Source organism: Ruegeria sp. BI11, assembly GCF_056538005.1.
Genome location: NZ_JBQFSM010000017.1, coordinates 46,597 through 71,404, shown reverse-complemented (window position 1 = coordinate 71,404; position 24,808 = coordinate 46,597). Strand labels below are relative to the sequence as shown.

General features: G+C 58.6%; 32 protein-coding genes. 15 read left to right on the top strand and 17 right to left on the bottom strand.

Features of this window, described 5'->3' with window-relative positions; translation table 11 throughout:
• Positions 1-3: 3 nt before the first annotated feature.
• The 8 genes from ACR0DT_RS23185 to ACR0DT_RS23150 all read right to left on the bottom strand — a co-directional run bounded on the left by ACR0DT_RS23185 (position 4) and on the right by ACR0DT_RS23150 (position 4,842).
• Positions 4-141 carry a hypothetical protein gene (locus ACR0DT_RS23185; RefSeq protein ID WP_480713034.1) on the bottom strand — a complete coding sequence of 46 codons (138 nt, stop codon included), beginning with the start codon at positions 139-141 and terminating at the stop codon, positions 4-6.
• A gap of 2 nt (positions 142-143) precedes the next feature.
• Positions 144-779: a 5,6-dimethylbenzimidazole synthase gene (bluB, locus tag ACR0DT_RS23180; protein ID WP_480713033.1), complete on the bottom strand. Its 636-nt coding sequence runs from the start codon at positions 777-779 to the stop codon at positions 144-146.
• A gap of 12 nt (positions 780-791) precedes the next feature.
• A complete protein-coding gene (gene rpsP / locus ACR0DT_RS23175; protein WP_170350323.1) occupies positions 792-1,181 on the bottom strand; it encodes a 30S ribosomal protein S16 in 390 nt (129 codons plus the stop codon).
• A gap of 43 nt (positions 1,182-1,224) precedes the next feature.
• Positions 1,225-1,521, bottom strand: a complete 297-nt coding sequence (locus tag ACR0DT_RS23170; RefSeq protein WP_480713032.1) for a chorismate mutase — start codon at positions 1,519-1,521, stop codon at positions 1,225-1,227.
• A 34-nt stretch (positions 1,522-1,555) separates the two neighbouring features.
• On the bottom strand, positions 1,556-2,107 hold the full coding sequence (locus ACR0DT_RS23165; RefSeq protein WP_480713031.1) for a GNAT family N-acetyltransferase: 552 nt from the start codon (positions 2,105-2,107) through the stop codon (positions 1,556-1,558).
• On the bottom strand, positions 2,104-2,616 hold the full coding sequence (locus ACR0DT_RS23160; RefSeq protein WP_480713030.1) for a GNAT family N-acetyltransferase: 513 nt from the start codon (positions 2,614-2,616) through the stop codon (positions 2,104-2,106). Before ACR0DT_RS23160 ends, ACR0DT_RS23165 begins: the two co-directional genes overlap by 4 nt.
• A gap of 41 nt (positions 2,617-2,657) precedes the next feature.
• Positions 2,658-4,163, bottom strand: coding sequence for a signal recognition particle protein (gene ffh / locus ACR0DT_RS23155; protein ID WP_480713029.1), 1,506 nt, complete (start codon positions 4,161-4,163; stop codon positions 2,658-2,660).
• A gap of 160 nt (positions 4,164-4,323) precedes the next feature.
• Positions 4,324-4,842, bottom strand: coding sequence for a hypothetical protein (locus tag ACR0DT_RS23150; protein ID WP_480713028.1), 519 nt, complete (start codon positions 4,840-4,842; stop codon positions 4,324-4,326).
• Between the two features lie 89 nt (positions 4,843-4,931).
• Here ACR0DT_RS23150 and ACR0DT_RS23145 point away from each other — a divergent pair, with 89 nt between their 5' ends.
• The gene (locus tag ACR0DT_RS23145; protein WP_480713027.1) at positions 4,932-5,462 is read left to right on the top strand and encodes a prolyl-tRNA synthetase associated domain-containing protein; all 531 of its coding nucleotides are present in this window, start codon (positions 4,932-4,934) and stop codon (positions 5,460-5,462) included.
• Here ACR0DT_RS23145 and ACR0DT_RS23140 read toward each other — a convergent pair whose 3' ends face one another.
• Positions 5,463-6,203 carry an aspartate/glutamate racemase family protein gene (locus tag ACR0DT_RS23140; protein WP_480713026.1) on the bottom strand — a complete coding sequence of 247 codons (741 nt, stop codon included), beginning with the start codon at positions 6,201-6,203 and terminating at the stop codon, positions 5,463-5,465. It abuts the gene before it with no gap.
• Between the two features lie 72 nt (positions 6,204-6,275).
• The gene (locus tag ACR0DT_RS23135; protein ID WP_480713025.1) at positions 6,276-6,857 is read right to left on the bottom strand and encodes an FMN-dependent NADH-azoreductase; all 582 of its coding nucleotides are present in this window, start codon (positions 6,855-6,857) and stop codon (positions 6,276-6,278) included.
• Positions 6,858-6,975: 118 nt separating this feature from the next.
• On the opposite strand from ACR0DT_RS23135, the gene ACR0DT_RS23130 reads away from it, so the two are divergent.
• The 4 genes from ACR0DT_RS23130 (at position 6,976) to ACR0DT_RS23115 (ending at position 9,608) form a co-directional block, all read left to right on the top strand.
• The gene (locus tag ACR0DT_RS23130; protein WP_480713024.1) at positions 6,976-7,854 is read left to right on the top strand and encodes a LysR family transcriptional regulator; all 879 of its coding nucleotides are present in this window, start codon (positions 6,976-6,978) and stop codon (positions 7,852-7,854) included.
• Positions 7,851-8,765, top strand: coding sequence for a DMT family transporter (locus tag ACR0DT_RS23125; RefSeq protein ID WP_480713023.1), 915 nt, complete (start codon positions 7,851-7,853; stop codon positions 8,763-8,765). Before ACR0DT_RS23130 ends, ACR0DT_RS23125 begins: the two co-directional genes overlap by 4 nt.
• Positions 8,766-8,826: 61 nt before the next feature.
• On the top strand, positions 8,827-9,108 hold the full coding sequence (locus tag ACR0DT_RS23120; protein ID WP_480713022.1) for a hypothetical protein: 282 nt from the start codon (positions 8,827-8,829) through the stop codon (positions 9,106-9,108).
• An 86-nt stretch (positions 9,109-9,194) separates the two neighbouring features.
• On the top strand, positions 9,195-9,608 hold the full coding sequence (locus ACR0DT_RS23115) for a universal stress protein (RefSeq protein WP_480713021.1): 414 nt from the start codon (positions 9,195-9,197) through the stop codon (positions 9,606-9,608).
• Between the two features lie 6 nt (positions 9,609-9,614).
• Here ACR0DT_RS23115 and ACR0DT_RS23110 read toward each other — a convergent pair whose 3' ends face one another.
• Positions 9,615-9,950 carry an ArsR/SmtB family transcription factor gene (locus tag ACR0DT_RS23110; RefSeq protein ID WP_480713020.1) on the bottom strand — a complete coding sequence of 112 codons (336 nt, stop codon included), beginning with the start codon at positions 9,948-9,950 and terminating at the stop codon, positions 9,615-9,617.
• Positions 9,951-9,954: 4 nt separating this feature from the next.
• The gene (locus ACR0DT_RS23105; protein ID WP_480713019.1) at positions 9,955-10,611 is read right to left on the bottom strand and encodes a hypothetical protein; all 657 of its coding nucleotides are present in this window, start codon (positions 10,609-10,611) and stop codon (positions 9,955-9,957) included.
• A 363-nt stretch (positions 10,612-10,974) separates the two neighbouring features.
• Here ACR0DT_RS23105 and ACR0DT_RS23100 point away from each other — a divergent pair, with 363 nt between their 5' ends.
• The 5 genes from ACR0DT_RS23100 (at position 10,975) to ACR0DT_RS23080 (ending at position 13,545) form a co-directional block, all read left to right on the top strand.
• Positions 10,975-11,307 (top strand): AtpZ/AtpI family protein, encoded by a 333-nt coding sequence (locus ACR0DT_RS23100; protein ID WP_480430820.1) that lies wholly within the window; start codon positions 10,975-10,977, stop codon positions 11,305-11,307.
• Positions 11,308-11,309: 2 nt separating this feature from the next.
• A complete protein-coding gene (locus ACR0DT_RS23095; RefSeq protein WP_480713018.1) occupies positions 11,310-12,068 on the top strand; it encodes a F0F1 ATP synthase subunit A in 759 nt (252 codons plus the stop codon).
• 48 nt (positions 12,069-12,116) lie between these two features.
• A complete protein-coding gene (locus tag ACR0DT_RS23090; RefSeq protein ID WP_005981269.1) occupies positions 12,117-12,341 on the top strand; it encodes a F0F1 ATP synthase subunit C in 225 nt (74 codons plus the stop codon).
• Positions 12,342-12,427: 86 nt separating this feature from the next.
• The gene (locus ACR0DT_RS23085) at positions 12,428-12,979 is read left to right on the top strand and encodes a F0F1 ATP synthase subunit B' (RefSeq protein WP_480713017.1); all 552 of its coding nucleotides are present in this window, start codon (positions 12,428-12,430) and stop codon (positions 12,977-12,979) included.
• A 5-nt stretch (positions 12,980-12,984) separates the two neighbouring features.
• Positions 12,985-13,545 (top strand): F0F1 ATP synthase subunit B, encoded by a 561-nt coding sequence (locus ACR0DT_RS23080; RefSeq protein ID WP_480713016.1) that lies wholly within the window; start codon positions 12,985-12,987, stop codon positions 13,543-13,545.
• Positions 13,546-13,614: 69 nt separating this feature from the next.
• On the opposite strand, the gene ACR0DT_RS23075 is transcribed toward ACR0DT_RS23080, so the two are convergent.
• Both ACR0DT_RS23075 and ACR0DT_RS23070 read right to left on the bottom strand, forming a co-directional pair.
• Positions 13,615-14,304, bottom strand: coding sequence for a hypothetical protein (locus tag ACR0DT_RS23075; protein ID WP_480713015.1), 690 nt, complete (start codon positions 14,302-14,304; stop codon positions 13,615-13,617).
• A 169-nt stretch (positions 14,305-14,473) separates the two neighbouring features.
• Positions 14,474-15,244, bottom strand: coding sequence for a FadR/GntR family transcriptional regulator (locus tag ACR0DT_RS23070; protein WP_480713014.1), 771 nt, complete (start codon positions 15,242-15,244; stop codon positions 14,474-14,476).
• 152 nt (positions 15,245-15,396) lie between these two features.
• On the opposite strand from ACR0DT_RS23070, the gene ACR0DT_RS23065 reads away from it, so the two are divergent.
• From ACR0DT_RS23065 to ACR0DT_RS23045, 5 genes are all read left to right on the top strand, one after another.
• Positions 15,397-16,596 carry an aminotransferase-like domain-containing protein gene (locus tag ACR0DT_RS23065; RefSeq protein WP_480713013.1) on the top strand — a complete coding sequence of 400 codons (1,200 nt, stop codon included), beginning with the start codon at positions 15,397-15,399 and terminating at the stop codon, positions 16,594-16,596.
• Positions 16,597-16,641: 45 nt separating this feature from the next.
• A complete protein-coding gene (locus ACR0DT_RS23060; RefSeq protein ID WP_480713012.1) occupies positions 16,642-17,052 on the top strand; it encodes a hypothetical protein in 411 nt (136 codons plus the stop codon).
• Positions 17,053-17,192: 140 nt separating this feature from the next.
• On the top strand, positions 17,193-20,648 hold the full coding sequence (locus ACR0DT_RS23055) for a chromosome segregation SMC family protein (RefSeq protein WP_480713011.1): 3,456 nt from the start codon (positions 17,193-17,195) through the stop codon (positions 20,646-20,648).
• Between the two features lie 54 nt (positions 20,649-20,702).
• On the top strand, positions 20,703-21,095 hold the full coding sequence (locus tag ACR0DT_RS23050; protein WP_480713010.1) for a hypothetical protein: 393 nt from the start codon (positions 20,703-20,705) through the stop codon (positions 21,093-21,095).
• Positions 21,096-21,298: 203 nt separating this feature from the next.
• Positions 21,299-21,637: an acyl-CoA thioesterase gene (locus ACR0DT_RS23045; protein ID WP_480713046.1), complete on the top strand. Its 339-nt coding sequence runs from the start codon at positions 21,299-21,301 to the stop codon at positions 21,635-21,637.
• A gap of 19 nt (positions 21,638-21,656) precedes the next feature.
• Here ACR0DT_RS23045 and ACR0DT_RS23040 read toward each other — a convergent pair whose 3' ends face one another.
• The 3 genes from ACR0DT_RS23040 to ACR0DT_RS23030 are packed head-to-tail and all read right to left on the bottom strand — an operon-like array spanning position 21,657 to position 24,714.
• The gene (locus ACR0DT_RS23040) at positions 21,657-22,820 is read right to left on the bottom strand and encodes a lytic murein transglycosylase (RefSeq protein WP_480713009.1); all 1,164 of its coding nucleotides are present in this window, start codon (positions 22,818-22,820) and stop codon (positions 21,657-21,659) included.
• Between the two features lie 11 nt (positions 22,821-22,831).
• Positions 22,832-23,752 (bottom strand): adenosylcobinamide-phosphate synthase CbiB, encoded by a 921-nt coding sequence (gene cbiB, locus ACR0DT_RS23035; protein ID WP_480713008.1) that lies wholly within the window; start codon positions 23,750-23,752, stop codon positions 22,832-22,834.
• Entirely contained in the window at positions 23,749-24,714 is a 966-nt protein-coding gene (locus ACR0DT_RS23030) for a threonine-phosphate decarboxylase (RefSeq protein WP_480713007.1), read from the bottom strand. The genes cbiB and ACR0DT_RS23030 overlap by 4 nt, the downstream gene beginning before the upstream one ends.
• Between the last annotated feature and the right edge of the window lie 94 nt (positions 24,715-24,808).

The following is a 24,808-nucleotide window of genomic DNA, read 5'->3' as shown; positions in this document are numbered from 1 at the left end:
TGGCTAGTCCACCGTCACACATAATCCGTCCTGCCAATCGCCGCGGGACTCACAGGCCTCGCGCTGGTTCGAGCGTTCAAAGAACACGCCCACAATAAATGCGATCATCAGCAAGATGGGAAGTCGAATAAGCCCGAACATCCTTAGCGCACCTCAATCGGCAACGTGTCATGGCGGCTTTCCCAGCCGGCGCGCTCCAGTTCGGGCGTGTCGGAAAACTCTTCAGGTCTACCGACGCAAAAATAACCGATCAGGCACCAGTCGTTCGGCACGTTCAGGTCGCGCGCCAACTGGTCGGGGTCCAGAATGGACACCCAACCCAGCCCCAGCCCCTCGGCCCGCAACGCCAACCAGAACAGGGTGACGGCGGACACCACCGAATACCGCCGCATCTCGGGCATTGTTCCCGCGCCCAGCCCTTGCCCCTTGTCGGTGGCATCGTCACAGAATACGGCCAATTGCACCGGGGCTTCTTGCATGCCGGACAGTTTCAACTGGCTGTATAGTTGGGATTTTTCGCCGGAATAACCGTCTAACGCCCGTGCGTTGGCAGTTTGAAAATTCTTCAGCGCGGCGGCACGCGCGGCCTCGCTTTCGACGCGGATGACGCGCCAGGGTTCGCTGAGCCCCACCGAAGGGGCCAGTCGAAATGCGTCGAGGCAGCGCGTCAGCACTGCCTCGTCTATCGCGTCGGTACGGAACCGGCGCACGTCGCGCCGGAGCCGCATCAACAGATCGAACTGCGTGCGGAAATCGTCAGTGAATGTCTGATCCTGCACGCGCTCGCCTGCTTATTCTTCTGCTGCAGCTTCTTCAGCCGGTGCAGCAGCTGCTTCGGCAGCTTCAGCAGCCTTTGCAGCTTTCTCTTCCGCGCGCTCCTGAGCTTTCTTGCCCGGGGTACCCTTGTTGGGGTTGTTGCGCTCGGCCTTGTCGCGGGTGCCGGCAGCTTCCAGCATGCGCGCGATACGGTCGGTGGGCTGTGCGCCCTGATCCAGCCAGTACTGGATGCGCTCCATGTTCATTTTCACGCGCTCTTCGCTGTCTTTCGGCAGCAGCGGGTTGTAGGTGCCCAGTTTCTCGATGAAACGGCCGTCTCGGGGCATGCGGCTGTCAGCAGCTACGATGCGGTAGAAGGGACGTTTTTTCGAGCCGCCGCGGGCGAGACGAATTTTCATTGCCATGGTGGTATCTCCTTTGGATGGCGTTTACCGGGATCGTTTCCGGTTAATTCTGGTGTTTCTTGTGGTGTCGGATGACTTCCTGAATGATGAAGTTCAGGAAAGCCTTGGCGAAGTCGGGGTCCAGATCGGCCTGTTTCGCCAGGTCTTCTAGCCGAGCGATCTGCGCAGCCTCGCGCGAGGGATCGGACGGGGGAAGGTCGTGTTCTGCCTTGAGCTTGCCAACGGCCTGCGTGTGCTTAAACCGCTCGCCCAGCGTATAGACAAGGATTGCGTCCAGCCGGTCGATGCTTTCGCGATGCTCTTTCAACAGAGCGGCAGCCTGTGTCACGGGGTTGGTCATTGGCCGTTCCTCTTTGCGGGCAAAGCGATGTGGGTCATGCGTAGGCCTCCATGCCGCCATTTACCAGATCGGCGGGGGCAGGGTGGCGCCAGATCTCGGTCGCGCCGAATTTCGGGTGTTCGTAGTGGTAGTCGAGCTTGGCGCCCAGCCGCTTGGCCACGGCCTTGCTGGCGTGGTTTTCCGGGTCGATCAGCGAAATCGCCGTGTCCCAGCCCAAAATGTCATAGGCATGCGCGCGCGCGGCCAAGGCGGCCTCGGTCGCATAGCCCTTGCCAATTGCGTGGTTCAGCAATGTCCAGCCAACCTCGGGTTCCGGCCAACCTTCGGGGAACCAAAGGCCGATCCGCCCGACATAGGTGCCAGTGTCTTTTTCGTCGACGCTCCAATATCCATAACCACGCAGAGCCCAATGACCAAAATGCATGGCAATGATCCGCCACACTTCGTCCCGACGCAGAGGCCCACCAACATATTGTGCGGCATCGCTGGCAAAGAACGCGGCGTCCGCGTCCAGATCAGCTTCGGCTGGTGCGCGCAGGATCAGGCGCTCGGTTTCCAGAGTCGGTATGGCTAGAGCAAGTTTCATGCCGGCACCTCGCCATAGCGCCAGACATGCTGGTCTGCATCAAATGTACGTTCGGCAACTGCGTCGCGCGATGCACCCAGACGCTGTGCCAACGCATTCGAACGGGCATTTGAAGCCGATACATAGCTTACGAATTGCCCCGCTCCCAACAGGTCAAACCCGAAATCGCGAACAGCGGAACATGCCTCGCTGGCGTAACCCTGCAGTCTGTGATCTGCGCGGAACAGGTAACCAAGCTCGGGCTCCTGATCGTCCCATTCGAGACCCAGAATGACAAAGCCAATGACCCGTGCATCCTCTTTCAGTGTGACGGTGAACAGACCATGTCCGTGCAATAGCCAGCCAGAGGTGTAGTAGGAGAACTCGGTCCAGGCGTCCTGATCGGTGTCGCCAAAGCTCTCCTTGCAGATCGAAGTCCACACCGACAGGTCGTCCAACGTGGGCGCGCGCAGATCCAGCCGCCGGGTCTTAAGGACCGGCAGGGCCGCGCGATACTGCGCTGCTGCCATCGCCGCCTTTCCGGACGGGGGCTGGGTGCAGCGTGCTGGCGTCACTTTTTCTTTCCAAAACCGCTGAGGCCCGGCGGCAGGGCCATGCCGCCGCCCATTCCAGGCATACCGCCGGGCATCTTGCCCATCGCCTTGGCCGCTTGTTCCAGCGCTTTGGGGTCCATGCCAGCGGCCATTTCTTCGGGCGATGGACCGCCTTTGCCGAACATGCCTTTCATGGCCTGTTTCAGCATTTTGCCTTTGCCCATCTTGCCCATCTTTTTCATCATATCCGACATCTGCCGGTGCATCTTGAGCAGCTTGTTGAGGTCGCTGACCTCCATGCCCGAACCCGCCGCGATGCGTTTCTTGCGGCTGGCTTGCAACAACTGCGGGTTGGCGCGTTCGCGCTTGGTCATGGACTGGATCATGGCAATCTGGCGCTTGAGCACCTTGTCATCCATGCCGGCCTCTTCGACCTGTTTGGCCATCTTGCTCATGCCCGGCATCATGCCCATCATGCCCTGCATGCCGCCCATCTGGATCATCTGCTCCAGCTGCATTTTCAGGTCGTTCATGTTGAACTGACCTTTGACCATGCGCTTCATCATGCGCTCGGTCTGTTCCATCTCCATCGTTTCCTGGGCTTTTTCGACCAGGGCAACGATGTCGCCCATGCCCAGAATACGACCGGCGATCCGATCCGGCTCAAAGGTTTCGAGCGCGTCCATCTTCTCGCCCAGACCGACAAAACGGATCGGCTTGCCGGTGACCGCGCGCATCGACAGAGCTGCACCGCCGCGACCGTCACCGTCCATCCGGGTCAGAACCACGCCCGAGATGCCGACCTTGGCGTCGAACTCCTCGGCCACCTCAACGGCGACCTGACCGGTCAGACCATCGACGACCAGCAAGGTCTCGCGCGGGTCCACCGCATTGCGAACCTGTTCGACTTCGTCCATCAGGACTTCGTCGATGTGCAGACGGCCCGCAGTGTCGAGCATGTAGACGTCGTAACCACCCAGCGTCGCCTGTTGCTTGGCGCGCTTGGCAATATCAACCGGTTTCTGGCCGGGGACAATCGGCAAGGTGTCGACACCAACCTGCGTACCCAGCACCGCCAGCTGATCCATCGCCGCCGGGCGATAGACGTCTAGTGAGGCCATCAGGACCTTTTTGCCCTCTTTTTCCTTCAGGCGTTTGGCCAGCTTACCGGTGGTGGTCGTCTTACCCGAGCCCTGCAGACCGACCATCAGGATCGGTGCAGGTGGGTTGTCGATCTTCAGCTTGCCGGGATCTTCCTCGCCGCGCAGCACGTCGACCAGCGTGTCATGTACGATCTTGACGACCTGCTGACCGGGAGTAATCGACTTGGTGACCGCCTGACCGGTGGCCTGGCTTTGAACTTTCTTTACGAATTCACGGGCAACCGGCAGTGAGACGTCGGCCTCGAGCAGCGCAACCCGAACCTCACGCAGGGCGGTTTTGACGTCTTCTTCGGACAGGGCACCCTGTTTGGTCAGCCGGTCAAAGACGCCAGAGAGGCGTTCGGATAGATTTTCAAACATGCCTTCGGCCTCCTTAGCCGGTTATCTGGTGGCATTTCTCAGATAAGAAACACCGGTTAAATACACAATTGCCCCCACGGGCGAAACTCGCTGGTGGGGGGCGATCCCTGAACGACTCAAGGGACCGGAAGATCAGATGCTTCCGGATGTTGGCGGCGATTTAGGCCGATTGGCTGGCAGAGTCAACCTTGTGCGCCGGAAGCCAGTCATTGACCGCATCCACCAGTCGTTGCGCACCGGGCCCGCTGGAATAGGCCTCGACGATGGGGTGCCGGCCCGCGCTCATACCCTTGTTCAATATGAGTACGGGGCGATAAAGCGTCGATGAGCCCTTGTTGCTGCGCGAAATCGTGCTTTCAACCTCGGCATGGGACAGGTTCGAAAGCTCGTGTTCGACGGCAACATAGCCAAAAACCGACTGCCTGCGGATTATGATGCTGTCTTTATCCCGGTCCAGAATGACCTGAACGCGCCGTACAAAGGCGCAGAACGCCCCAAATCCCAATCCGCCGCCGCCGAGCGCGAATATCAGGCCGAACAGGATTGCCTCGCCCCCCTCGGTCATCAAGAAGAGACCGAGACCGACAAAGATCAGAATAAAAAAGACGAGCGTGATGCCGATGAACCATGGGGTATCGGACAGGATCAGTTGGTTCGGTGTTTTGCGCGTGATTTTCATGGCGGCACGCTAACATCGAACGCTGTGCCTGTCGTGGCTTGAATTTGCGTGTGCATTGCGCGATGAGCGCGTCACACGAGGAGGATCTCATGGACGCATCATCTGCTTATCAGGATACATTGCCGCTCAGCTCCGATGCGCTTTTGGCGCAACTGGACGATTGGGGGCTGGCTTACCGTCTGCACAGTCATATCCCGTTGCGCACGGTCGAGGATGCAAGAGGGGTTGAGGATCAGTTTCTGGTGCCTGGCGAAAACACCCTGCGGCTCAAGAACCTCTATCTGCGCGACAAGAAAAAGCGGAACTACCTGGTGACGCTGGAACAGAGTCGCGAGATTGACCTAAAGGCGCTGGGTGCAGAGTTGGGCGTGGGAAAACTGTCTTTTGGTTCGGCAGACCGGTTGATGCAGAACCTCGGTATCCGCCCCGGCGCGGTCAGCCCGCTGGCGATGATCAACGGCGTTGAGAACAATGTGAGGTTCTTCATGGATGGCGCGGCGCATAATTCAGACGTGATCAACATGCACCCACTGGTCAACGATCGGACTGTGGCGATGACGCGCGCCGACCTGATGGCGTTCTTTGACCGGATCGGCTGCGAAGTGACCTGGCTACCCTGATCAGCCCTCCAGCGCCTCTTTAAGTGCAGCCTCGACATGCGCGGCGGACGGGTTGATGAACAGATGCCCGTCGGCCTCGAAAACCGGATCGTCCAGATGGTCGGGGAAGGCCAGTGGTAACTCGGTACAGGCCAGCAGGATGGCGGTGCCGGGCTGTGCGTGTTTGTTGCAGAAGGTCAGCAGCCGGTTGCGGGCAGTGTCCGACGCGCCGCCGTAGAAATCGCTGTCGATCATGGCCTGCATCTCGGCAATCTCGACTTCGGGCAGGCGGTGGTTGGCGATGATGCCCTCTTTGGCCAGGCGATCGGCATAGTCGGTCGCCTGCATTGTCACCGCCGTCCCCAGAACCAGCGCGTTCGATGCACCTGTGGTGGCGGTGGTATTAGCGGTTGCGTCGAAAATGCTGATAATAGGCATTGTGACGCCTTCCCGGATCGCATGCAGCCTTGCATGCGGGGTATTCGAGGCGATGATGCCGAAATCGCAGCCCGCACGTTCCAGCGTCAATAGGGCCTCGCGGAAGACGGCGTCGAACCCGGCCCAGCTGGCCTCGTCCCCCGCCACTCCACGCAGGGCGCGGGTTTTGGCCTGCGTGACGGATTCAATGGTCACCGGTGGGATCGGCAATGGCGAGCCGTGCCCACGTTCGGCAAAATACCGGCCCGCGCCTTCAGCAATCGCCCGGTAGTAATCCACGGTCGAAGCCCAGCCCACTCCGCCCAGAATTCCGATCTTTTTCATGTCTAACGTCCAGCCTGCCAATTCCCGTTCGAGGGCAGACTGGACGTTTCGGCGTATAAAGACCAGAGATGATCAGGCCGCCAGTTCGGTTACCGCCTTGTGGGCATTGCTCAGCGCGGCCTCGGCGTCCAGCGCCATCTTGTCGGCGGCGACCACGTCGACATTGGTGATGCCGATAAAGCCCAATACGTGACGTACATAGTTGGTGGCGAAATCGATCTCGGAACCGACGGCAGTGCCGCCCGAGGCGATGGCCAGAACCACTCGTTTGTCAGTCAGCAATCCCTGGGGGCCGTTCTCGGTATAAGAAAATGTCAGGCCGACGCGGGCCACCAGATCAATCCAGGCCTTGAACGCGGCAGGCACCGAAAAGTTATAGATCGGCAGACCAATGACGATGGTGTCGGCCTGTTGCAACTCACCCACCAATGCGTCCGACAGGGCCAGATGTTCGCGCTGTGTGTCATTGCGTTGATCGGCGGGGGTGAAGTTGGCGTTGATCCAATCTTCGGTCAGCAGGGGCAGGGGGGAGGCCAGATCGCGGCGGATGATGCGTGCTGCGCCCAGATGCCTGACAACGCGGTTGGACAGTTCACGGGTGGCCGAACCTTCGCGGCGGGCCGAGGCGTCAATATGCAGGATGGTCTTGGTCATTTCACTTAGTCCTTCTGATAGGATTTCACGTCTGCGGCCAATATGGATGTTGCGCGGATGAACAAAACCCGGATATATCAACACTAATTGTTGGAATTTGCACATTTAAGGTGATGCCGTGGACAATTGGGATGAAGTGAGAACCGCCTATCAGGTCGCCCGCATGGGCACTGTCAGCGGCGCGGCCGAGGTGCTGGGCGTGCACCACGCCACAGTGATCCGCCATATCGACGCGATTGAGGCGCGGCTGGGTGTCAAACTGTTCCAGCGCCATGCGCGTGGCTATACGCCGACCGAAGCCGGGGATGATCTTCTGCGCGTGGCGCAGGCGACCGAGGATCAATTCAACCAACTGGTGGGACGGATGAAAGGGCGCGGGGACGATGTCTCGGGAGAGTTGGTCGTGACCTCGCTGTCGTCACTGGCCCCCTTGGTGGTGCCAGTACTGAGCGAATTCCAACGCCTGCATCCGGGTTTGATCGTGCGCTACCTGACTGGTGATCGCCTGTTCCGCCTGGAATATGGTGAAGCGCATGTTGCCATTCGCGCTGGCTCGGCCCCGGATCAACCGGACAATGTGGTGCAGCCCTTTGTCACTCAGGAAGTCGGCCTTTATGCCAGCACGTCTTATGTAGAGCGTTACGGTCAGCCCAAGGGTGTGGATGATCTGGACAACCATTTTTTCGTCAGTGCAGACGATGAGAACAGTCGGGCTCCATTTGCGCATTGGTTGCGCAAAACCGTGCCTGCCGAAAACATCACCTTTCGCTGTACCAATAACTTCTGCATCCGTGAGGCAGTCTTGTCGGGGGCGGGGATCGGTTTCATGGCCCGTTGGGAGGCAGCCCGTGACCCAAATCTGATCGAGGTAATAGACCCGTTGCCCGAATGGTACGGGAATCTATGGCTTGTAACCCATGTGGACCTTCACCGCACAACAAAGGTTCAGAGCTTTCTGACCTACTTGAAAGAGCAATCCAAAGGCTGGTCAGCGTGAGTTCCCAGGCCCAGGGCCATCTGGCCATGCTAGTGTTTTCGGCTCTGGTGGCGGGTAGCTTCTCGCTGGGATCGATGATCGCCAACCAGATCGCGCCCGAAGCGATAACGGCGGCGCGCTTTCTGATTGCATCGGTAGTGATCGGGGTCGCGGCAATGATGACGACCGGTCTGCCTCGCGGTGCGGCACAGGCGCCTTGGCGCTATTTAGTGTTGGGCGGATTGTTCGCCAGCTATTTCGTGTTGATGTTCCACGGGCTGAAAACCGCACCCCCGGTGAGCGCGGCGGCGGTATTCACGCTAACCCCGGTGATGTCGGCGATTGCAGGGTGGGTGTTGTTGCGACAGGTCACGACGCCCAGAATGGCGCTGGCCCTATCGGTTGGTGCAGTTGGCGCGCTTTGGGTCATATTCCGGGCCGACTGGCGAGCATTCTTGGCATTCGAGATCGGTAGTGGAGAGATCATCTATTTCTGGGGCTGCGTCATGCACGCGATCTATACACCCATGGTGCGCAAGCTGAACCGGGGTGAGCCGGCAGTGGTATTCACCTTTGGCACTCTGGTTGCGGGCTGCGTGTTGCTGACGCTGTATGGCTGGTCCGAGATCCGCGCGACAGACTGGGCCAATCTGCCAATGATCGTCTGGGTTGGGCTGCTCTATGTCTCGATCTTTGCCACTGCGGCCAGCTTTGTTCTGGTGCAATTCGCAACGCTTCGTCTGCCCTCGGCCAAGGTAATGGCGTACACCTACCTGACCCCCAGCTGGGTGATCCTGTGGGAGGTTGCACTGGGTCAGCAACCGCCTGCCTTGCTGGTGTTCGTCGGCGCAATCCTGACCGTCGTGGCGCTTGTGCTGCTTTTGAAAGCCGAGGATCAACCGCGCGCCGCAACCAAGCCTGTACCCGAATGACGCTTGCAATCATGTCAGATTGTGCCAGCGTTGGTCGCAGGCAAAACATGGGTAAAAACCAATGAGACCAGCATTTTATCTGATCGTGGCGGTGGGTTTGTCCGCCTGTACGCAACCATCCCCCAACAACGCCGTCTCGGAATCGGATTTGCAAGGCAGTTGCGAGGCGTTGGTTTCGGCCGAAACGGGGGTCCGCCCCCAAGACGTGACGGCCATTTCTACCCGGACTGAGCCAACAGGATCGGTGACATCTCTATCCGTTGCAGAGGCGCAGGCGCCGTGGTTGTGCCTGTCTGATCCGTTCGGCGTCATCACTGGCGTAGAATACAGTCAGGAAGGTTAGTCTCGGCGGTCAAAGCCAGTGGTTGAGGCAGATCAAGGCCAACATATGCGAAATTCTCTATCCTTTGGGTCGAGGAGGACTTTGCCATGTACACTCACATCATGTTCCCGGTTGACCTGCACCTTCCGCCCGAGGTCCGAAAGGCTGCCGACGTCGCGGCCGAGGTTGCCAAGTGGCAAAGTGCAAAGATTACGGTCGTCAGTGTAACTGGAACTCAACCTGGTGATCCGGTTCAGACGGACGCGTCCGTGAACGAAGATTTGCATGCTTTCGCAGATCAACTTGCCAAAAAAAGCGGGGCGGAGGTCGCATGCCGCAATATCCATTCAGTCGATGTGGCGGCCGAGGTCGACGGTGATTTGATGCGTGCTGCCGAGGATATTGGTGCCGACCTGATTGTTGTCGGAACTCATGCACCGCGGATCACCGACTATATCTTCTCGAGCCATGCTGGATATCTGGCCAACCACGCCAAGGTTTCAGTGTTTGTGGTACGCTAGGGTGATCTAAGGATCATTACTCGCGGGCAGTTCGGTTTCAAGAAACCGCTCGAACGCGTCCAAATTGACTGGCTCGAACTGTCCGAACCCTTGCATCCAGATTGAGGTCGCACGCAGGGCGTCAGGTTCCAGCTTACACCACTTCACCCGTCCGCGTTTCTCCTGGCTGATCAGCCCGGCCTTGGTCAGGATCACCAGATGTTTCGAGATTGCGGCCAGCGACATCTCGAAAGGTTCGGCCACATCGGTCACGGCCATATCGTCCTCAAGCAGCATCGCAAGGATGGCGCGGCGGGTGGGGTCGGCGAGGGCTGCGAAGACGGTATCGAGGTCGTTTGACATGGCTTTAGTCCGAAATCACTCTGCAACGTAACAAATCCCAGTCCTTTGCCACTTTCGCAGCCTTCAGAGCGGTGGCGAGGCGATCACTCAAGATCGGGGCGAAGAATATTGCTGGATCAAACCATATGTCTGGCCCTGCTAAAACTGTCTTGGAAAACACCAAATCCCCATCGCTGACATGATCGGCATTTCTGACCATGAACACTTCTTTCTTTCTTCCGAGCGGCCTAACACCTCTGGATAGCTCTCCCTTAAAACAAGGCTTCCCATCCCCCAACACTAGGTAAAACCAATCTCCAGCCAGTTCGGTTTTCTGATCTGGATGCAAAAGATCTACGGGCACCAACCTTGATGCACCCATATTGTGGGCCCGCAAGACATCAGCAGATGCAGATGACACAACCAGTAGCCCACCAGCACTCAAGATATCGCGTTTCGGTCGTTTGTGATCGGCCCATCGTTTGACAGCATAGAGCTGTTTTGGCAGCGCATGATCTTCGATGGGTAAGTGGCTTTCTTGCCGCTCTATAAGAGCGTCAAATGCAATACCAATTTCATTGTCCCTCGGCGGCCTTGGGACATCCGGAAACCCTACCGGCCGATAGCCGTAAGTCGTGGAAGGATTGCGGTGCATATTGCTCAGCCAAACCACATCGCTCATTCTCTGCCCTCATATTCTCAGGCGCATCTTGTTTCAAAGGTGACACCCTTGAGAGCGCAGAGGCAATTTCATTTCTTCTGTCGTTTGGCCCGAGCTTGGCGGTGCTTACCAAAGCGGATTTGGCGCCAACATTCTGCGCAAGCTACTTATGTGGGCACAAAGATCAACCAAAAGGTTGAATATGCGGATTCAGGTGAATTTGCCCAACTCGTCTGTTTTGCATCGGAAGATACTCATCTGCACTTGGATTTTTTAGTATAAGAATCAAATTCTTAACGTAAAATTTGGTGCGACTTATATGCCGTTGACTCTGTGCCCTCAGCCCCTTAGCACCCTACCCAAGACTGAGCGAGGGATTTGCCCGTGACCGATGATGACCAAAAGCAGCGTATGGCGCAGCTGGAGGCCAAGATCGAAGCGGCGAAAAAGGCCAAAGCGCCTAAGCCCCGTGCAGATGCTGACGTGTCCGGGGGCGAGCTTGCCTGGAGGATGGTCATCGAAATGGTATCCGGTCTGGGGATCGGATTTGGCATCGGATACGGGCTGGACAGCCTGCTCGGGACAATCCCGATCTTTCTGGTGCTGTTCACATTGCTGGGCCTTGTCGCCGGAGTAAAAGTAATGCTCCGCAGCGCCAAAGAGGTTCAAGAGAAACAAGCGGCAGCTGAGGCGGCCGAGAAGGACGAGAGGGACTGAACGTGGCAACTGAGACCACCGCAGCAGAAGGCAGCAGCCTGGTTTTCCACCCGATGGATCAGTTCATCGTTAAGCCGTTGTTCGGCGACGGTGCGATTGCCTGGTACACGCCCACCAACGTGACCCTGTGGCTGTTCCTGGCGATTGCGGCGATCTTTGGCCTGCTGGTGCTCAGCACCTCAAAGCGCGCGATTGTTCCGACCCGGATGCAGTCGGTGGCCGAACTGGCCTATGGCTTTATCTACAAAATGCTGGAAGACATCTGCGGCAAGGAAGGCGTAAAGTACTTCCCATATGTCATGACCCTGTTCATGTTCATCGTCTGCGCGAACTTCCTGGGCATGATCCCCATGTCCTTCACCACCACATCGCATTTCGCCGTGACCATCCCGCTGGCGCTGTCGGTCTTCCTGACCGTGACCGTGCTGGGCTTTGTAAAGAACGGCGCAGGTTTCCTGGGTCTGTTCTGGGTCTCAAGCGCTCCGCTGGCCCTGCGCCCGGTTCTGGCGATCATCGAGCTGATCTCGTACTTCGTACGCCCGGTCAGCCACTCCATTCGTCTTGCCGGTAACGTCATGGCTGGCCACGCTGTTATCAAAGTGTTTGCAGGCTTTGCTGCAATCGCCGCGATCTCGCCCGTGTCCGTTCTGGCGATCACCGCAATGTACGGCCTTGAGGTCCTTGTGTCCTTTATCCAGGCGTACGTATTCACCATTCTGACCTGTGTTTACCTGAAAGATGCGCTGCATCCTTCGCACTAAGGTCTGATACCCCAACATCGAAACTTCCAATTCGTAAGGAGATACATCATGGAAGGCGATCTCGCACACATCGGCGCAGGCTTGGCAGCAATCGGTTCCGGCGCAGCCGCAATCGGGGTTGGCAACGTTGCAGGCAACTTCCTGGCCGGCGCCCTGCGCAACCCTTCGGCGGCTGCTTCGCAGACCGCAACCCTGTTCATCGGTATCGCGTTCGCAGAAGCCCTGGGGATCTTCGCATTCCTGGTCTCGCTGCTGCTGATGTTCGCCGTATAATCTGCGGAACCTGATCCTTACGCGCAGGTGGGTCCAAGCCATAGCGGCCCACCTGTTGTAAAGACAAGTTTCCGACGGAGGATATCATGGCGACTGAACCCCTTACAGAAGAGGTAGCTGGCACCTGCGTTGACTCTTATGGGTCGGCCATCGGTATGCCGCAGCTTTGCTTCGATTGGTTCCCCAACCAGATTTTCTGGCTGGTCATTACGCTGGTCGTCATCTTTCTGGTCCTGTCCCGCGTGGCTCTGCCCCGCATCGCGGCAATCCTGGCTGAACGTCAGGGGACCATTACAAATGACCTGGCTGCGGCCGAAGATCTGAAGGCCAAGGCGGTCGAGGCCGAAGAGGCCTATAACAAAGCGCTGGCCGATGCCCGTTCTGAGGCACAGCGTATCGCAGCGGAAGCCCGCGCCGAAATCCAGTCTGGCTTGGATGACGCGATTGCCAAGGCGGATGCTGAAATCGCTGCAAAGGCGGCTGAATCGGAAAAGGCAATTGCCGAAATCCGTGCCGGTGCGCTGGAAAGCATTCAAGTGGTTGCCAAGGATACGGCGGCTGAACTGGTTACTGCGCTGGGCGGCGAGGCGGATGCCAAAGCCATCACCAGTGCTGTAGACGCGCAATCGAAAGGATAAGTGACATGCGGAACACTCTTGCCCTTATCCTGACCGTCGGCGCAGCCAGCCCCGCGCTGGCCGCAAGCGGCCCGTTCTTCTCGCTTGGCAACACTGACTTCGTCGTCACGTTGGGCTTCCTCGTATTCATCGCGGTCCTGTTCTACTTCAAGGTACCAGGCATGATCGGTGGGGCGCTGGACAACCGTGCCGAAGGCATCAAGTCCGAACTGGACGAAGCCCGCGCTCTGCACGAAGAAGCACGCACTCTGCTGGCGTCGTACGAGCGTAAGCAACGCGAAGTTCAGACGCAGGCAGACGCGATTGTGGCTGCTGCGAAAGACGATGCCGCTCTGGCGGCCGAGCAGGCCAAGGCCGATCTGGAGAAGTCCATTGAACGCCGTCTGGCTGCTGCGCAGGACCAGATCGCTTCGGCCGAAGCTTCGGCTGTAAAGGAGGTCCGTGATCAGGCCATTTCCGTGGCTGTCTCGGCGGCCAATGCGGTTCTGGCCAAACAGATGACGGCGACACAGGCGAACAAGTTGATCGACGCTGCAATTGCCGATGTGGGCGAAAAACTGCACTAAGATCGCTACACGACGAAATGGAAAAACCCGGCCTGAGAGCCGGGTTTTTTATTGGCCGCAAGGCAATAATCAGGCCGCCGCACGTAGCGCGGGCAACCGGTTTAGAATGTCCGCGTATTTGGGCGAAGCAACAAACATTTCCGGCAGGTCACTCAATACGGCGTCGATTGGGTCGTACACAGCTGAGGCTTGCTCGAGAATCTCGTCAGGTATGGATTTCCTGGAGCGTTCTGATCTTTCCGGAAGAGTAAAGTTCAGTTCAAAAAAATCGGCGACCTCGCTTTGTCTGCGCCAAATGGCGTCGTAGCTCAGGCACAGGACAGGTACGTTTTCGAAAGTAGCCCATTGCCTCATCTGTTCTGCTTGATTGAGGACATCAAATTTGAACAGATCTTCAAAGGTTCCTTCGGCGTGAAGATGCGCAAAATGCTGGTTGATCCAGTCGCGGCCATAGCGACCGAGCGCGGAATAGACCGATAGCGCCGAGGCCTTTGTTGGGCCATAGCAAAACAGGACTTTGACGTCATCTCGCCTGCTCAGCCCGTCGGGGAAATCGTGGGTTTTGACAAGGCTACCTGGATACAACTCAGCCTGGGCCAAATCCATTTCAAAAAACGCTTTAGGTCTAGGCCACAATCGCCGCCGTTTTTGCGCCTTCCATAAAGCGTCAAACATGAGCGTACTGCCAGATCTGCCGTTACTCGCGACGATCAGGCAGGGATTCGTTTTTGGGCGCTGGCCGGGTTTGAAAAGGATCATATGAGCCACCAGAGTTGCAGCGAAAGGTATGGTTCGCGACTTGCCTGTCTACTTGGTTTCGTTGCGCGTAAGTATCCAGTGAATAAGCAACAGAAAATGCATAATAAACTATGAATTTTTCGTGTTCAGAGTTGAACAGCTTTGAAAGCCCCTAGATTTTTGGCGTTTTTTAGGACTGACCGTTCTCATGCTGCAGGCGTTGCTGGGCTATGGCTTCGTTGCGCTGTGCTTTCTGGTGATCTTCCATACACCGTTGGACGTAGTTCAGATGCTGATGGATCGCGTCGCGCGCAGCTTCGGGGTCGCGCGCCTGCAAGGCTGTGTTGATTGCGCGATGTTGGTCTAGAATAGCCCCGCGGGTGGTGTGCTGCTGAAACATCATCTGCCGGTTGTAGAACACGCCTTGTTGAAGCAGGTCATACATCGACCGCATCATATGCAGCATCACCACGTTATGGCTGGCTTCGATGATGGCCATGTGGAACTGCGCGTCCAACTGCGCCTCATCCTGAGTGGCATTGCGCGCATGAGCGGCCTGCATCTTGTCGAAAATCGCCTGCACGACCTTCAAATCGCTGTCCGATCCAAGGCGCGCTGCTCGTTCGGCGGCCAAGCCTTCCAAATCACAGCGGAAGGCAAGAAAGTCGAACACCGCCTCTTCGTGGCTACCGAACAGACGCACAAGCGCAGGGGAAAATGCGGAACCCAGAACCTCGGCCACATAGATGCCGGACCCGGCCTTGGCGGTCAGCAGCCCCTGATCCTGCAACTCTGAGATCGCTTCGCGTAGCGAGGGGCGTGACACGCCCAGCCGTTCTGCCAATTCACGCTCGGCCGGAAGGCGTTCACCAGGCTGCAGGATGCCGCGCAGGATCAGCAGTTCGATCTGTTTCACTACTGCGAGGGACAGCTTCTCGGTCTGGACTTTTTGAAAGGGCATGCAGGTTTATTCCAAAATTGGTCAATTCATATGACCATGTATTTTTGTCTGGTTCAAGAACGTGCGCGTACCTGAACTGAAACTTTAGGTCAGAACTATTGACATTAATCGTGTCATGCCTAGGCTAACAGTCGAGATAGCGGAGGATACCGATGTCGACGAAAGATCTGTTTGCCACACGGACGTCCCGAATGAAGGCGTCCGAGATACGCGAATTGCTCAAGCTGTTGGATCAGCCGGGCATCATTTCCTTTGCGGGTGGAATTCCGGACCCGGCCTTGTTTCCGGCGGATGGGTTTGCCACAGCGTTCCAAAACGCGCTGGCGACTGACAGTCAGGCACAGGCGCTGCAGTATTCCGTCAGCGAAGGCTATGTTCCGCTGCGAGAATGGCTGGTCGAGAACATGCGTCAGATCGGGATCGAGTGTGGGCTGGATAACATCCTGATCACCTCGGGCTCACAACAAGCACTGGATTATCTGGGCAAACTGTACCTGTCACCGGGGGATACCGCGCTGGTCGGCTGGCCTACTTATCTAGGGGCCTTGGCTGCGTTCAACGCCTATGAGCCGCGTTTTGACCGGTTGAGTATCAACGGTAATCGTGGGGCTGCGGAATATGCCGCTGCGGCAGGTGAGGGGGCGGTCAAATTCGCTTATCTATCACCCGATTTCGCCAACCCGACCGGAGAAACCGTAGACTTGCGCGGCCGCGAGGCCTTGCTGGAATTGGCAGATGGATTGAACTGCGCTGTGATCGAAGACGGTGCCTATCAGGCATTGCGCTATGACGGGGACGCGATCCCGCCGGTTCTGGCGCTGGAACTGGCGCGCAAGGGGTCGATCGAAAACTGCAGGACGATCTATTGCGGCAGCTTCTCGAAAACCCTGGCTCCGGGCTTGCGAGTGGGTTGGGTTGTGGCGGCCAAGCCGGTGATCTTGCAACTGGTGTTGATGAAACAGGCGGCTGACCTGCATTCTGCTACCATCAACCAAATGGCCATCAACGAAGTGGCGCGGGCCTGCTTTGACAAGCATATACCCATGCTGCGCCGTGTTTACGGAGCACGCCGTGATGCGATGCTGACCGCGTTGCAGGATCATATGCCTGTTGGTGTCGAGTGGACAAAGCCCGAAGGCGGCATGTTCATCTGGCTGACTTTGCCCAAGGGCCTCAGCGGGGCCGATCTGCTGGCCAAGGCGCTTGAGACGGTGAAGGTAGCCTTTGTTCCCGGTCAGGCGTTCTTTCCGGACGAAACCGGGGCCAATACGATCCGGTTGAGCTTTTCGAATTCGGATGAGGCCACGATCGGCGAGGGCATTCGCCGTTTGGGAGAAGTTCTGCGCACCTGAGCGCCGGAAAGGTTCTGTTAACCATATTGGGGCAATGCTGGCTACATGATCCGGTATCTGTCCCTCCTATCGGTGCTGGCCGCCTGTTCGGCCGGCACCACTTATTTCCGGGATGTCCCTCCAACACGTATTGCCGTGAACGGCAGTGTCTTTGACGTGCGTGTGCGCGGGGAACTGGCCGAAGCCGTGCGGATCAACACCCAATACGCCCCGCGTCTGGGTCCGATCAAGGATCGGGCAGGTTTGGCCATGGCGCAGGTCTCGGGCTGTCCCATCCTCGATGTTTTGGGCGACGCGGCTGTGACCGTCGGTGTGCTGGGCTGTGACTATGAAGCAGGGGAGCGGCTGTTGCTGACTGCCATCTCGACACCGAACTACGAATGCGTCGATTATGGTGTCTATGAGGATATCGGGAACGACTACGGCTTTCAGGTGTTCGAGTGTTCGCCCTACTGAGATACGCGTTTTTCTGCGCATTTCGGCAAGATATTGTGGATAAGTCGTGGTGATATCCCATATCCTGCGCAACTGCGTTGACTCACCCCCTATCCGTTGCGCAGACTTCATTCGTATAGGAATCACGGGACTCATTGCCTTTGCGCTTCAGCAAACTCAAACTCACCGGCTTCAAAAGCTTTGTTGATCCGACCGATCTGATCATCGCGGATGGGTTGACTGGTGTGGTGGGTCCGAATGGGTGCGGCAAGTCCAATCTTCTGGAAGCGCTGCGTTGGGTGATGGGAGAGAACCGCCCCAAATCCATGCGCGGTGGCGCGATGGAGGATGTGATCTTTGCAGGCGCTGCAACGCGCCCGGCCCGAAACTTTGCCGAAGTTGTCTTGACTATGGACAACTCGGAACGGCTGGCTCCGTCTGGCTTCAATGATTCAGATCAGCTTGAAATTATTCGGCGCATCACCCGCGACGTAGGCAGCGCCTATAAGACCAACGGTAAGGACGTGCGGGCGCGTGATGTGCAGATGCTGTTCGCGGATGCTTCGACCGGGGCGCATTCACCTGCGCTTGTGGGGCAGAACCGTATTGCCGAACTGATCAACGCTAAACCCCGCGCCCGCCGCCGTATTCTGGAGGAGGCCGCTGGAATCTCGGGTCTCTATCAGCGCCGCCATGAAGCCGAGCTAAAGCTGAAAGGCACCGAATCCAACCTGACACGTGTCGATGACGTGCTTGAACAATTGGGCACGCAGCTCGCACAACTGGCGCGTCAGGCCCGTCAAGCGGCGCGCTATCGCGAAATTGGCGAGCAACTGCGCCAAGCCGAGGGCATGCTGCTTTACCGCCGCTGGAAAGAGGCGGATATGGCCCGCCAGCAGGCCGAAGAAAAACTGCGCGAACGGATCACCGAGGCGTCTCGGGCCGAGGCCGAAGCCCGCGCTGCCGCCACCAAGCGCGCCGAAATCGAAGAGACCTTGCCGCCGCTGCGCGAAGAAGAGGCCATTGCCGCCGCCGTCCTGCAACGTCAGCAGGTGCAGCGTGATGCGCTGTCAGATCAGGAAACCCGCGCCCGTCAGACCATCGAAACATTGACCAACCGTATTCAGCAGTTAGGCAACGATATCGAACGCGAGACTGGTTTGAATCGCGACGCTGGTCAGATGATCGAACGTCTTGAATGGGAAGCGCGCGAACTGGCCAAAGCTGCCGAAGGGCACGAAGATAAGGTGGCTGAAGCCGCCGAAATCGCGCGCGAGGCGGCGTCGGTTCTGCAGGATCGCGAAGACCATCTGTCTCAGGAAACCGAGGATATGGCCCGTCTGGTCGCCCGCCACCAATCGGCGCAGCGTCTGGTTGAGGACAGCCGGAAGACTCTGGCCCGGTCCGAGGCCGAAGAGGTAAAGGCCCGCAGCGCCGTGGACGAGGCACGCGAAGCTTTGACTAACGCAAGCGAGGCCTTTGAGGCCGCGCAAGAGGGCGAGGAAGAAGCTCGCGAAGCGGCTGAGGCCGCAGAAGAAGCGCTGGCCGCGGCAGATGAGCTGCGCAATGACACGCAGGCGCGTGAGGCCGAAGCCCGCGCGCAACGGTCTGAAGCCGAGGGCGAATTGGGCGCGATCCGCGCGGAAACCTCGGCGCTGGCAAAGTTGGTGGAACGCGACACGGCCGAAGGTGGCCAGGTACTGGACCTGCTTCGCGTCGAGCCCGGTTATGAAAAGGCGTTGGGGGCAGCGCTGGCAGATGATCTGCGAGCACCGCTGGTCGACGGCGACGGTCCGTCGGGTTGGGTTCAGGTGGCAGGCTACGATGCCGATCAGCATTTGCCGGATGAGGTAGAACCGCTGGCATTGCATGTGTCCGGCCCGGATCGCCTAAGCCGCCGGATCGCACAGATTGGTCTGGTTGATGCGGATCAGGGCGCGCGGTTACAGACTTCGCTGAAGCCGGGGCAACGTTTGGTGTCTCGATCCGGTGATCTGTGGCGTTGGGACGGGTTTCGCGCGTGGGCCGAGGATGCGCCAAGTGCCGCTGCCCTTCGGCTGGAGCAGCTCAACAAGCTGGAAGCGCTCAAACAGGAGCTGACCCGCACCGAGGCACAGGCCGACGGCGCCCGCGCCGCGCACGAGGCGTTGTCGCAGCAATTGGCAGACGTCACTGAAGCGGACCGCCGTGCCCGTGATGCCCGCCGCGCCGCCGATCAGCGCATGGCCGAAACCGCCCGCGCGCTCAGCCGAGCCGAAGCTGACCGCAACCTGGCGCAAGGTAAGCTTGAAACTCTGTCGCTGGCTGTGGACCGCCACAAAGAAGATGCCATGTCCGCGCGCGCGCAGCTGCGCGAGGCCGAGGGGGCGTTGACCGACTTGGGCGATCTCGATACTGCCCGCGCGCAAGTCGAGGATATCAAGCAAACGGTTGAGGCCGCACGGATCACCATGCTGACCCACCGCTCGACCCATGATGAGCTGCGCCGCGAGGGTGAGTCCCGCACCCGCCGCTCACAAGAGGTCACCAAGGATCTCAGCGGTTGGAAACATCGTCTGGAAACGGCCGAAAAGCGGATTTCGGAACTGGCCGAACGCAAGGAAGGTTCGGAAGAGGAACTGTCCGAGGCAATGGCCGCACCGGGCGAGATCGCCGAAGCCCGCGAAGAACTGAACGAACTGATCGAGACGGCCGAAGCCCGCCGTGCCGAGGCCGCTGACAAGCTGGCCGAAGCGGAAACTCAGCATCGTGAGGTGGCGTTGGCCGAGCGTGATGCGGAACGTCAGGCATCGGAAGCGCGCGAATCCCGTGCAGCGGCCGAGGCGCGCTGCGACGCCGCAAGGGAAAGCGTGACAGCCACGGCGGAACGGATTGCCGAGGATCAGCAACTGACCCCGAACCAGTTGTTAAACCAGTTGGATGTGAACCCCGATCAAATGCCTGCGGCGGACGCGTTGGAAGCCGAGGTAAACCGGCACAAGCGCCAGCGCGACGCGATGGGTGCCGTGAACCTACGTGCGGAAGAAGATGCCAAGGAAGTTCAGGAAGAGTTTGACACCCTGAACGGCGAAAAGGCGGATTTGGAAGAGGCGATTAAAGCCCTCCGTAGTGGCATTGCCAGTCTCAACCGAGAAGGGCGCGAACGGCTACTGACCGCGTTTGAACAGGTGAACTCCAACTTTGCCATGTTGTTCAAGCATCTGTTCGGTGGTGGTGAGGCCAATCTGGTCATGGTCGAAAGCGATGACCCGTTGGATGCCGGGCTTGAGATCATGTGTCAGCCGCCGGGCAAAAAGTTGTCGACCCTCAGCCTGCTGTCGGGTGGGGAACAGACTCTGACGGCTACGGCGCTGATCTTTGGCGTATTTCTCGCCAATCCTGCACCGATTTGTGTGCTGGATGAGGTCGACGCGCCGCTGGACGATGCCAACGTCACGCGGTTCTGCGACCTGCTGGATGAGATGTGCCGCCAGACCGACACGCGGTTTCTGATCATCACCCACCACGCCGTGACCATGGCGCGGATGGACCGTCTGTTTGGCGTGACCATGCAGGAACAGGGCGTCAGCCAGTTGGTCTCGGTCGATCTGAAAAAGGCCGAACAGATGGTCGCCTGACCCATCACTGCAACGTTATGATGCTCTTGCTTACTGTCAGGTTAAAGTGGCGGCATGACGCGATATCTGATCATAGCCCTGGTGGCAGCAAACCCGCTGTTGGCCGCAGAATGGCCCACTAAACCCGGAGACATACCCCTGTCCGATGACGAATTGGGGGCATTGGCAGGACAAACTTTCACCTTCTATGACGACGGCCAATCCAAATTTTCGGATGATGGGGCCTATACATATACCTATGCCAGCGGAGAATCCGCCTTTGGCACCTACAGTATTGCCGAGGACGGCAGCGTTTGTATCGCTTATCCCAACGGGTTCAGCCGGTGTGATCTGTACGTGCGCAGCGGAGGGCGGTTGATCCTGATTGATCAAAAGGGGGGATCGCTATCCGGTGCGATCCGAGTGAGTAGGGGTGTTTCTGGGTTTGTCACACTGCCGATCTTTTAGCGGCGAAATTTACCATAGTCTTTTCGGATTTGGGCTAACCCTACTAAAATTATGGAAATCGGCATCTGAGGCCGGGTGAAGACGCCCCTACGAGGAGCAGTTTAGTGAGCGACGAAACCGAAAATGATCTGGCCCGTGGCAAGCAACGGGGATCGCATGGCCGCCAACAAGACGAGGGTGTTTTGGTTATCCGTACCGTTGCGATGCCGGCCGATACGAATCCGTCGGGTGATATTTTTGGGGGCTGGTTGATGTCGCAGATGGACCTTGCGGCGGGGAACATGGCCGGCCGTGTCTCGCAAGGGCGCGGGGCGACGGTTTCGGTCGAGGCGATGCAGTTCCTGCGTCCGGTCAAGGTAGGTGATGAGGTGACGCTCTATGCCACGCTGCGCAAGGTTGGACGAACGTCCATGCGAATTCACGTCGATGCCTGGGCGCGCCCTCGATATTCCGAGAAAGCGCAGAAGGTGACGGATGCCGATTTCGTCTTTGTGGCATTGGACGAGGATGGCGCGCCACGGCCAGTATTCGAAGACCAGTAGTGCGAGTCAGGCGCCTGACTCAAAGACGGTTCAACAGGTCTGGTGTTGGCCAAGCGTCAGCAGGCAAGCCAAGCCGGGCCTGTTCCGCTTGCACGGCTGCCCGCGTGCCTGCACCCAGAATTCCGTCGATCTTGCCGACGTCATGACCGCGCGCTTGCAGCTTGCTTTGCAGTTGTTTCATCTGCGCGCCTGAAAGCCCCTGTTCTGCATTTCCGGCATCATAGATTTGACCACCTTCCAGCCTTGTGCCGAAATAGGCCGCCGTCAGAACATAGACAAAGCTCTGGTTCCATTCGAAATAGACGTCGAAATTTGGATAGGCCAGAAAGGCCGGACCGTTGTGCCCCTGCGGCAGGATTAGTGACGCGGGCAGGTTAGCCAAGGACCCGCTGCGTGCCTGCACACCCATAGCCTGCCAGTCGGCCACCGAACGTGGTTTGCCCGGGCCGGACAACGACCAATCCATCTGCGCGGGCACTATCACCTCTTGCAGCCATGGTTGACCCGGCTGCCAGCCCAGGTGTGACAGCATCTTGGCACCCGACATCAGCGCATCCGGGGCTGACGTTTTCAAAGAGACCGTGCCATCTCCGTCCCCATCGACACCGTTTTCCAGAATGTCGCGCGGCAGCATTTGCACCATACCGATCTCTCCGGCCCAGGCGCCAGTGGTGCGGGCCGGGTCGAAATTGCCTTGGCTGTAAAGCTCAATGGCGGCAAAAACCTGAGGGCGGAACAGCTCGGGGCGGCGGCAATCGTGGGCAAGTGTCACCAACGCATTGCGAGTGTTGAAATCGCCTTGAAACGCGCCGTAATCGGTCTCGAACGCCCAAAACGCCAGAAGAACCCCGCGTGAGACGCCGTATTCGCGTTCAATTCGGTCAAAAACCGCGTCATATTTGCGCGACATGGCCTGACCCCTATCGATCCGGTTTTGTGAGATCAGGTGGCGCGAGAAGTCGATGAACGGTTTCTGAAACACACCCTGCGCGCGGTCGGCCTTCAATACGGCTCCGTCCTGTTGCACGTCTTTAAAAAACGCATTGACAGTGGACTTGTCGAATCCTTGCTGGACAGCCTCGGCCTTTAGCCCTTTGACGAAGGAATTGAACCCGCCGCCGCATTGGGCAAGGGCGGGCGAGGCGAACAGAGCGGCGGCAATAAGGCCAGAGAGAATGCGCATGGACAGGTCCGTCAGAGAATAAAGCTGACCCCAACCCACACTGACAGAAGGCCAAGTGCAAGCCCCCAAACGGTCCACAGCATATTACATGCGCGGAAAACCTCTGACGCGCTGATTTCGCGCGGAGCATCGCCGTTCACCCAAGCCAGATCACGGACCTGCCCGTCATAGCTGCGCGGACCGGCCAGAGCCACGTTCAAGGCACGCGCCATGGCGGCCTCGGGCCATCCTGCATTGGGAGAGATATGGCGGCGCGCATCCGCCACCATGTCAGGCCAACACGCCCATTGACCGGACAGAGCCACGATCATCACGCAGGTCAGGCGCGCTGGGATCAGATTCAGAACGTCGTCCAGACGGGCGGCGGCCCAGCCAAAGTCGCGATGTTTTTCAGTACGATAGCCGATCATGCTGTCAGCGGTGTTGATAGCCTTGTAAATCAGAAGTCCCGGCAGCCCGGCGAGCAGAAACCAGAATGCAGGTGCTATGACCCCATCGCTTAGATTCTCGGCCGCGCTTTCAATCGCGGATCGGGCGACCTGCGCTTCGGTCATGTCGCGAGTATCTCGGGACACGATCATCGCGACCTTGGACCGGCCCTCGGCCGGCGAGTTGCGTAGCCCTTCGCCCACATCGCGCACATGCGACACCAGTGATTTTTGCGCTAGCAGGATGGCGCAAAGGATGATCTCGATCACGGGTCCGAGCAGCGCCAGCACACGTCCAAGGATCAACGCACCAACGACCAGCAGCATAACCACTGCGACCCCTTTCAACCGCCGCTGAGCACCATGATTCAGACGTTTGTCTAGCCAGCCGATAATGTTGCCTGCCGCCACAGCCGGGTGGCGAACGCGAGACCACAGCCAGTCCGGCTCACCCAAAGCGGCGTCCAAACACATGGCGCAGACCAGCAGAAACGCGGTGCTCACAATGCGGCCTCTAGTCGGCTCCAGCCAATCGCAGGAGGCAGGCCCAGTCGCAAAAAGGTTTGGGAATAGGGGAAGACGCGGCTCCAGATATGAGCGCGGGCCAGCCGGTCTTGCCAGTCAGCGGCGCTGTCGACGTTGTAGAGACGAAACAGCGAGGTGCCCCCGACCACGGTAGCCCCTTTGCTGATTAGCAACTGGTCAAGCCGGTCGGCGCCGGTGGTTAGGTGTTGGCGGGTTGTCTTGGCCCATTCAACGTCCCGCAGCGCCTGCTCTCCGATCCGCAGGGCGGGGCCAGACACGGACCACGGCCCGGTCAGGTCGTTCAGCCGAACGATTAGATCGGGCTGACCGATGGCAAACCCCAGCCGCAGCCCGGCCAACCCCCAGAACTTGCCAAAGCTTTTCAACACGATCACTCCGGGGCGTGTTGCCAGATGAATTAGTGATGCCTCGGGGCTAGCGTCGCAAAAGCTCTCGTCGATCACAGTCAACGGGGCGTTCGCATCCGCCTCGGACCAGATACGGCCATCAGGATTGTTGGGATGCACGATTACGCGAGCTTCGGTCGGACCGTCGGGTTGAACGGTCCAGCCTTGCGCTGTGAAGGCGGCTGCGTGTTCGTTATAGGTGGGCGTTGTGATTTGAACCCTGCCACGAGCGGCCAACACCGGAATGCGGGCGATCACTGCCGAAGCACCCGGTGCAGGTAGGATTGCTGCGCCGTCTGGGATCGACCAGAACTGGCGCGCAGCTGCAGTCAGACGCTCAAAAGCGCCATGATCAGGCAACTCGGTCCAGTCCGAGGGGATCAGCCCGGATATTGGATAGGGGTAAGGGTTGATCCCGGTGGACAGGTCCACCCAGTCCGCACGGTTTCCGCCATAGGATGCGATGGCTCCGTCCAGCCCTCCGCCATGGTCGCGCGCGGCGCGCGGATTCAAATTCTTGTTATGGCTTGTCATGGGGTTTCTCGCCGGAATCGCCTGTTTCGGCCCGTTTCAAGCGGATTTTTGCCGTTTACACAAGCGAATCCGCGATATCCGTGCCTTCGGTCAG

Excerpts from the sequence above, each read along its gene's own strand:
- ACR0DT_RS23105 (WP_480713019.1), bottom strand. The coding sequence starts at position 10,611 with ATGAGCGATGTGGTTTGGCTGAGCAATATGCACCGCAATCCTTCCACG.
- ACR0DT_RS23040 (WP_480713009.1), bottom strand. The coding sequence starts at position 22,820 with ATGCGCATTCTCTCTGGCCTTATTGCCGCCGCTCTGTTCGCCTCGCCC.
- ACR0DT_RS23045 (WP_480713046.1), top strand. The coding sequence starts at position 21,299 with ATGCCGGCCGATACGAATCCGTCGGGTGATATTTTTGGGGGCTGGTTG.
- ACR0DT_RS23085 (WP_480713017.1), top strand. The coding sequence starts at position 12,428 with ATGGCGACTGAACCCCTTACAGAAGAGGTAGCTGGCACCTGCGTTGAC.
- ACR0DT_RS23160 (WP_480713030.1), bottom strand. The coding sequence starts at position 2,616 with ATGGCAGCAGCGCAGTATCGCGCGGCCCTGCCGGTCCTTAAGACCCGG.
- ACR0DT_RS23145 (WP_480713027.1), top strand. The coding sequence starts at position 4,932 with ATGGACGCATCATCTGCTTATCAGGATACATTGCCGCTCAGCTCCGAT.
- ACR0DT_RS23140 (WP_480713026.1), bottom strand. The coding sequence starts at position 6,203 with ATGAAAAAGATCGGAATTCTGGGCGGAGTGGGCTGGGCTTCGACCGTG.
- ACR0DT_RS23165 (WP_480713031.1), bottom strand. The coding sequence starts at position 2,107 with ATGAAACTTGCTCTAGCCATACCGACTCTGGAAACCGAGCGCCTGATC.
- rpsP (WP_170350323.1), bottom strand. The coding sequence starts at position 1,181 with ATGGCAATGAAAATTCGTCTCGCCCGCGGCGGCTCGAAAAAACGTCCC.
- ACR0DT_RS23060 (WP_480713012.1), top strand. The coding sequence starts at position 16,642 with ATGATCCGGTATCTGTCCCTCCTATCGGTGCTGGCCGCCTGTTCGGCC.
- ACR0DT_RS23080 (WP_480713016.1), top strand. The coding sequence starts at position 12,985 with ATGCGGAACACTCTTGCCCTTATCCTGACCGTCGGCGCAGCCAGCCCC.
- ffh (WP_480713029.1), bottom strand. The coding sequence starts at position 4,163 with ATGTTTGAAAATCTATCCGAACGCCTCTCTGGCGTCTTTGACCGGCTG.
- ACR0DT_RS23065 (WP_480713013.1), top strand. The coding sequence starts at position 15,397 with ATGTCGACGAAAGATCTGTTTGCCACACGGACGTCCCGAATGAAGGCG.
- ACR0DT_RS23135 (WP_480713025.1), bottom strand. The coding sequence starts at position 6,857 with ATGACCAAGACCATCCTGCATATTGACGCCTCGGCCCGCCGCGAAGGT.
- ACR0DT_RS23120 (WP_480713022.1), top strand. The coding sequence starts at position 8,827 with ATGAGACCAGCATTTTATCTGATCGTGGCGGTGGGTTTGTCCGCCTGT.
- ACR0DT_RS23090 (WP_005981269.1), top strand. The coding sequence starts at position 12,117 with ATGGAAGGCGATCTCGCACACATCGGCGCAGGCTTGGCAGCAATCGGT.
- ACR0DT_RS23170 (WP_480713032.1), bottom strand. The coding sequence starts at position 1,521 with ATGACCAACCCCGTGACACAGGCTGCCGCTCTGTTGAAAGAGCATCGC.
- ACR0DT_RS23050 (WP_480713010.1), top strand. The coding sequence starts at position 20,703 with ATGACGCGATATCTGATCATAGCCCTGGTGGCAGCAAACCCGCTGTTG.
- ACR0DT_RS23070 (WP_480713014.1), bottom strand. The coding sequence starts at position 15,244 with ATGCCCTTTCAAAAAGTCCAGACCGAGAAGCTGTCCCTCGCAGTAGTG.
- ACR0DT_RS23110 (WP_480713020.1), bottom strand. The coding sequence starts at position 9,950 with ATGTCAAACGACCTCGATACCGTCTTCGCAGCCCTCGCCGACCCCACC.
- ACR0DT_RS23150 (WP_480713028.1), bottom strand. The coding sequence starts at position 4,842 with ATGAAAATCACGCGCAAAACACCGAACCAACTGATCCTGTCCGATACC.
- ACR0DT_RS23030 (WP_480713007.1), bottom strand. The coding sequence starts at position 24,714 with ATGACAAGCCATAACAAGAATTTGAATCCGCGCGCCGCGCGCGACCAT.
- ACR0DT_RS23185 (WP_480713034.1), bottom strand. The coding sequence starts at position 141 with ATGTTCGGGCTTATTCGACTTCCCATCTTGCTGATGATCGCATTTATT.
- ACR0DT_RS23075 (WP_480713015.1), bottom strand. The coding sequence starts at position 14,304 with ATGATCCTTTTCAAACCCGGCCAGCGCCCAAAAACGAATCCCTGCCTG.
- ACR0DT_RS23115 (WP_480713021.1), top strand. The coding sequence starts at position 9,195 with ATGTACACTCACATCATGTTCCCGGTTGACCTGCACCTTCCGCCCGAG.